This window comes from Synechococcus sp. R5-13 (assembly GCF_047462015.1).
Classification (GTDB): domain Bacteria; phylum Cyanobacteriota; class Cyanobacteriia; order Thermostichales; family Thermostichaceae; genus Thermostichus.
This window is the reverse complement of the sequence record NZ_JANSIL010000194.1, coordinates 1-5,960: the sequence shown is the minus strand read 5'-3', so window position 1 is coordinate 5,960 and position 5,960 is coordinate 1. Positions and strand designations below refer to the sequence as shown.

The window sequence follows — 5,960 nt, the reverse complement described above, 5'->3', positions numbered from 1 at the left end:
ACTTCCGCATTCCTCCCGACACTGACCCTACGGGTACAGTGCGGGGCTCCTGCGATTTCTAGCTGACGACGCGAACGGGATCCCCAGCGCCCGCAGCTGCTCAACCAGTCGCTCCAGCAGCCTCATGGTTCAGCACTTCAGCCCACCGGGGTAGGTACTGGGAAAAATCCTGTTTTTTGACAAACCGAAAAGGCCCGGATAGGGATCCCCAGATCACTTGATCGGTCTCCGGATCCCGACCTTGATCCAAGCTGTGAAAGTAGTCGGCTCCGATCTCAAACTCGCTGTACAAATAGGTGGTTCTGCCTTTGCGTTCAACAATACAGCCTTTGCCGGGCAGGCTGCGGCCCCGATAGCAGGATCCCGTCCATTCCACCTGGGTGACACAGCCGGGCAAGAGTTCCAACTCCGCTGCTGTCAGACCGGCCAATTTCCCCTTCGCGTAAGCGTTGCTTAGCAACAACTCCCGACCGGCGCACCTGTAGGAGTCAGGAGCTGTCAGAGCATAGTTTTGAATCCGGATCCCATCTGGAGTATCGAAGAGGTGGATCACCCGCTGTCGGTAAGGCTGCTCAGGATAAATGTCGTACAGTTGCTCCACGTAAAACCCCACCCCCTGCAACACCGACCAAGGCAAGGGGCATTGGTACACATGAATGTTGGCAAACCAGACGGGCTCTGCAATCGCCTGTTGTAGGTTGTTGAAGTGCCCTGCCATCCAGGTGGCCAGTTGAGCCAGTTGTGGGGAAACAGACATAGGTTCAGATGGATTCAATGGATTGAAATCGAGAAGATTCAGATCGAGCGCTCCTGATCCTGCAGACTTTGTCCAACTGTCAGGGACTCCGTCCCGATGGCGCACTCCATAACACACTCTACAAAACTACACCAGGGAATAGCTTGGTAGCCCTGTACTTGAGTGCGGGGTGGAAAAGCCCTTGGGCAACTTGATTTAAGGGAATTTAAGGGATTTAAGAGAGCATTGTTGCTTACCGTCACCCGCCCTGTCTCTGGCGGAGTTGTTGCCATGGGCAGGGGAACCGCAACCCTGTGGCGACGAGGCCGTTCGCGCCACTCGGACGGAGTTCTTGAAGGGGATTGGGTTGCAGGGACAGGCTAGAGTAGAGGAGCCGGACTCCTGTGCCTCTTGAGATCTCGTCTAAGATGGTATTGATGTCGGCCCTACCCATTCCGCTGCTGGGGCAATCCTTGTCTGCTCTGAAAGACTGGGCGGTTGCCCAAGGACAGCCGGCCTATCGCGGGCAACAACTGCATGCTTGGATCTACCAAAAAGGGATCCGCTCCCTGGAACAGGTGACGGTGTTTCCTAGGGCTTGGCGAGAGGCGGTGCAAAGCTACCCAGTGGGACGCTCGCGCATTGTGCAGCGGACAGAGGCCCGCGATGGTACTGTGAAGTTTCTGCTGGGGTTGGCGGATGGGCAGTTGATCGAAACGGTAGGGATCCCAACGGCCAAGCGTCTGACGGTCTGCGTCTCTTCTCAGGTGGGCTGCCCGATGGCCTGCGATTTCTGTGCCACCGGCAAGATGGGCTACCGGCGCAACCTAGAGCTGCACGAGATTCTGGATCAGGTGTTGACGGTGCAGGAAGATTTTGGCCGTCGCGTCAGCCATGTGGTCTTTATGGGCATGGGGGAACCCCTGCTCAACCGCGATACGGTGGTACAAGCCATCCGCAGCCTGAATCAAGATATCGGCATCGGCCAACGGCATATCACCCTCTCGACGGTGGGGGTACCCCGGCAAATTGCCTGGCTGGCGCAGCAGGATCTGCAAGTTACCCTGGCCGTCAGCTTGCATGCCCCCAATCAAGACCTGCGGCAACGGTTGATCCCTTCGGCAGTCCACTACCCTCTGGACACTCTGATCCAGGATTGCCGCGACTACATGCTGCGCACCGGGCGGCGAGTCAGTTTTGAATATACCCTGCTATCGGGGGTCAACGACCTGCCCATTCATGCCCGCCAACTGGCGCAATTGCTGCAGCAGGCCAGCCGGTCAGGGGTACAACTGCACGTGAACCTGATCCCTTACAACCCCATCTCTGAAGCTGACTATCAACGCCCCCACCCGACACGGGTCAGAGAGTTCGTCCGCCAGCTCGAACAGCACCAAGTGCGGGCCACTGTGCGCCAAACCCGTGGCTTGGATGGCAATGCCGCATGTGGTCAACTGCGGGGATCCTTCCTGCGTTCTTTGCCAGGGGATTTGTAATCGCCGCGCAACGCTTTTGCGAGTACATCAGCTCAGTCCGCAGGCGCGTCGTAACCAGGCGGCATCCTGTTCTGGCAAGGTGGCGTGGTGCATGACGTAAACCTGCCGGTGATACTCGTCCAGCCAGGCTCGCTGCACCTCGTTTAACAGTTCCCAATCGATTAAGCGCCCATCAAAAGGGATCCAAGTCAGGGAGCGAAAGCCCATCCAGCCCTCGGGCTCGGGAATCGCAATCACCTCGTAGAGGTTCTCCAGGCGGATCCCACCCCATCCCGGCTGGTAGTAGCCCGGCTCGATGCTGTTGATCATGCCCACTTTGAGAGGGGTGTTGGCGCGGCGGTGGATCCCGTTGGGCCCCTCGTGGACATTCAAAAAGGCGCCGACACCGTGGCCGGTGCCATGGCCATAGTCCAGCCCGGCCTGCCAAAGGGTAGAGCGGGCGATCCCATCCAACGAGACTCCATAGGTGTCGGGGGGGAAGATCTGGCGGGCGCATTGAATGTGGGCCTTGAGCACCTCGGTATAGCGCCGCTTGCACAAGGGATCCGCGGGTTGCGGGCCAATCCAAACGGTGCGGGTATCGTCGGTGGTGCCCCCCAAGTAGTGGGATCCGGAGTCCAACAAAAACAGTTCGCCCGGCTGCAGCAGCTTTTGGGGATCCGGAGTGCCGTAGTGGATGATGGAGCTGTTGGCTCCTGTCCCGGCAATGGTATTGAAGCTCAGACCCACCCACTCCCCTTCCTCCCGGTAGTGGGCCTCCATGATCGCGGCCACGTCGGCTTCGGTGACGGGGATCCCCTGTTGGATTTGCCGGTCGATCCAGGCCAGGGTGCGAATCTTGGCCCGGCTGGCCTTGCGGTTGGCGCGGCGCATTTGCTCCAGCTCGGTGGGGTTTTTCACGGCCTTGAGGGCTTCCACCGGGTGCTCCAGCTCGCGGCAGCTCGCATCCTGCAGCAGCTCCTGGGTGCCCTGGGTGGTCTGCTTGGGATCCAAGCCCACCGGCGCGTAGCTCTTGGCCCATTGGGGCAGTTGTTGGCTGTAGGTCTCGTAGGGCCAGAGTTCCACCCCGGCTTCTGCCAGAAATTGCCGAGATCGGGGACTGAGCCGCTCCAGATCTGTGAATAGAGCCGCTCTATCTAGGCTGACCAAAGCATAGGCCCAAAACACTGGGTTGTAGGGGATGTCGGATCCCCGCAGGTTAAACAGCCAGGCCACCTGATCCAATTTGGTCAGGGGCAACAGTCCCACCCGCTTGCGGCGCATCTCCTGCCGGACTTGGGCCAGCTTTTCTGCAGGGGTGGCCCCGCTTAGGTGGGTGGGTACCGAGTCAATGGGCCGGTCAAAGGGAGCGGTAAGTCCCTGGGCCAACTTATCTACCAAGTTTTCCATGACCGGGATCAAGAGCACCCCTCCCGCTTGGGCATGGGCCTGCAACTGGCGATAGGTGGCCACCGCCACCGTAAAGGGATCCACCCCCAGGCGAAAGCCGGATCCCAGCTCTTCCACAATCTCCATCAGGCTGGGCTGATTCGGCAGACCTCCTTTGATCACTGTCAATAGATTGGGATCCACCTCCCGCTCCGCCTGTTCGTGATAGCGGGGATCCACCCACAGCCAAGCCCTGTCCCGGGTGATCAAGGCATCCCCCACCGAGCCGGTAAAGCCTGTGATCCACTGACGCCGCTTGCGATGTTCCGGCAAATACTCATTGAGATGCTCATCGGCAGAGGGAACCCAAAAGCCATCCAGATCTTGTTCTCGCAGAAGCTGGCGCAACTGCTGCAAACGGGCAGCAACATCCAGGCGGGGCAGGGTTTGGAGCATGGCAGAGGGGTAAAGCTAAACGGCCAGGCTATCGCCATTCTAAACAAGGTTGGGCCGCCCCCACTTCCCGCCTTCAGTGGTCGGCCATTTCAGATAGCAGCCAGATAGCAGCCAATACCTCCCTCTTCCTATGGGTGAGGGAAGAAATCCGCCAGCTCTAGCGCTCCTCAGGAAAACCCGCTTCCCGCCAAGCCCGCATGCCCCCATCCATCGAGATCACCCGACGATAGCCCATTTTCTGTAGATTATCGGCTGCCAACGCGGAGCGAAACCCGCCGCCGCAGTACAGGACGATCTCCGCTTCTTTGTCAGGGATCACCCTCTCGATGTCCCGCTCAATGATCCCTTTGCTCAAGTGGATGGCTCCGGCAGCGTGGCCGGCTTGCCACTCCGACTCTTCCCGCACATCCACAAAATAAAAGCGATCCCCTTGCAGTTGTTTTTGCCTGACCTGCTCGACTGTCAGTTCTTGGATGCGGCTTTTGGCCTCGTTGACCAGGGCCAAGAAAGCTGGAGAGTGCTGGGGAGCCATGGAGAACAGGCGCTATGAGCCAAAGCTTATTCCAATCGATCTTATCTGGTCTGGACTTTGGGATCCCAACTGCCCTAAGGCTAGACTGGGATCCAGATTTGCCTGCTGGAGGCCCATGGCTTGAAATCCCGATCTAACTTTCCGCAACTGCTTTGGCCCCTTGCTCTGGCCGTGAGCTGGAGCATCCCCCTTGGATTGACAGCCGGTCACGTCAGCCGGACGGAGTCCTCGGCTTGGGCCCAAGCTGCCCCGATGCCCCTAGAAAGTGGGATCCAGCGGCAAGTTTCCAGCCCACCGCCAGCCGCCCTGGTGGAGTGGCTAAGCCAGCAGGTGGCCGCCGCCAACCGGCGGGATTTGCCAGGGGTGATGGCCGGCTACAGCCCCGACTTCCGCCACCGAGATGGGCTGGACCGGGAAGAGGTGGAAGGTGCCATCCGCAAGCTGTGGAGCTCTCATCCCAAGCTCACCTATTCGGCCCAGATCCTCTCCTGGCGGCAGGTGGGCCCTGAGATTGTTGCGGATATTCTCAGCCAAGTAGGGGGATCCCAATCCTCGGTGCGGGGGGACTTTCAGGTAGAAGCCTCTGCCCTGGTGCGCAATCGCTATCGCCCGGATCCAGCCAATCCCGGACAACTGCTGTTGATTGACCAAGAAGTGCTGCGGGAGGCCAGCACCCTCACCTCTGGATCTGCCCCTCCCACCGTCACCTTGAACCTGCCAGAGGTGGTCAAACCGGGATCCACCTATTCGCTGCAGGCGATTGTGGCAGAGCCTCTCACCCACTCTTTGCTGTTGGGCGCCGTTGCCGAACAACCCGTTGCCGGGGCGGGCTACCCAGAGGTGACCTCGTTTGCTCTCGAACCCCTACAGGCCGGAGGGATCTTCCTACAGGCGGATGCTCCCCAAGAACCCGGTGCTGAGTGGATCTCGGTGATGTTGGTTAACCAAACGGGCATCACACTGGAGAGCCGGCGTCTCACCGTCAGCGATCGCTTGGCTCTGGAGGGATCCCTGGCCATCCCCACCGTCCCTTAGGAAATCTTCAGGATGATGAGGAATGGCTCTGGGGTAATCTGGACAGGCAGTTGAGCTTGTTAAGATGGGAAACTATGCGCCCCTCAGCTTGTTTGCTTTCTGGTGCTGGCCCTATTTTTGAGCGGTTGCGATAGCGGCGACTCCCTTGGTGCTCCGGTGGTGGATCGCCCCACTCCTGCCAGCAATTGACCGAACAATCCCGAGGGGTCTCGAAAGGTTGGGTCGAGGTGTCTTGAAAGGACCCAACCTCAAGAAACACTGGCATCTTCAGCTAGAAATCGCAGGAGCCCCGCACTGTACCCGTAGGGTCAGTGTCGGGAGGAATGCGCTTTGATGA

5 protein-coding genes are annotated in these 5,960 nt (G+C 59.3%); 2 read left to right on the top strand and 3 right to left on the bottom strand.

The features are described 5' to 3' along the window. Nucleotides 1-100: 100 nt before the first annotated feature. A complete protein-coding gene (locus NW840_RS13330; RefSeq protein WP_414344792.1) occupies nucleotides 101-757 on the bottom strand; it encodes a chromophore lyase CpcT/CpeT in 657 nt (218 codons plus the stop codon). Between the two features lie 416 nt (nucleotides 758-1,173). On the opposite strand from NW840_RS13330, the gene rlmN reads away from it, so the two are divergent. Then, the gene (gene rlmN, locus NW840_RS13325) at nucleotides 1,174-2,232 is read left to right on the top strand and encodes a 23S rRNA (adenine(2503)-C(2))-methyltransferase RlmN (protein WP_414344790.1); all 1,059 of its coding nucleotides are present in this window, start codon (nucleotides 1,174-1,176) and stop codon (nucleotides 2,230-2,232) included. A gap of 27 nt (nucleotides 2,233-2,259) precedes the next feature. On the opposite strand, the gene NW840_RS13320 is transcribed toward rlmN, so the two are convergent. Further along, on the bottom strand, nucleotides 2,260-4,056 hold the full coding sequence (locus NW840_RS13320) for an aminopeptidase P family protein (protein ID WP_414344788.1): 1,797 nt from the start codon (nucleotides 4,054-4,056) through the stop codon (nucleotides 2,260-2,262). A 157-nt stretch (nucleotides 4,057-4,213) separates the two neighbouring features. Further along, nucleotides 4,214-4,588 carry a rhodanese-like domain-containing protein gene (locus NW840_RS13315; RefSeq protein WP_414344787.1) on the bottom strand — a complete coding sequence of 125 codons (375 nt, stop codon included), beginning with the start codon at nucleotides 4,586-4,588 and terminating at the stop codon, nucleotides 4,214-4,216. Between the two features lie 120 nt (nucleotides 4,589-4,708). Between NW840_RS13315 and NW840_RS13310 the strand changes: the two genes are divergently transcribed. Continuing rightward, complete coding sequence (locus NW840_RS13310) at nucleotides 4,709-5,623, top strand: hypothetical protein (protein WP_414344785.1); 915 nt, start codon at nucleotides 4,709-4,711, stop codon at nucleotides 5,621-5,623. The last annotated feature ends 337 nt before the right edge of the window (nucleotides 5,624-5,960 follow it).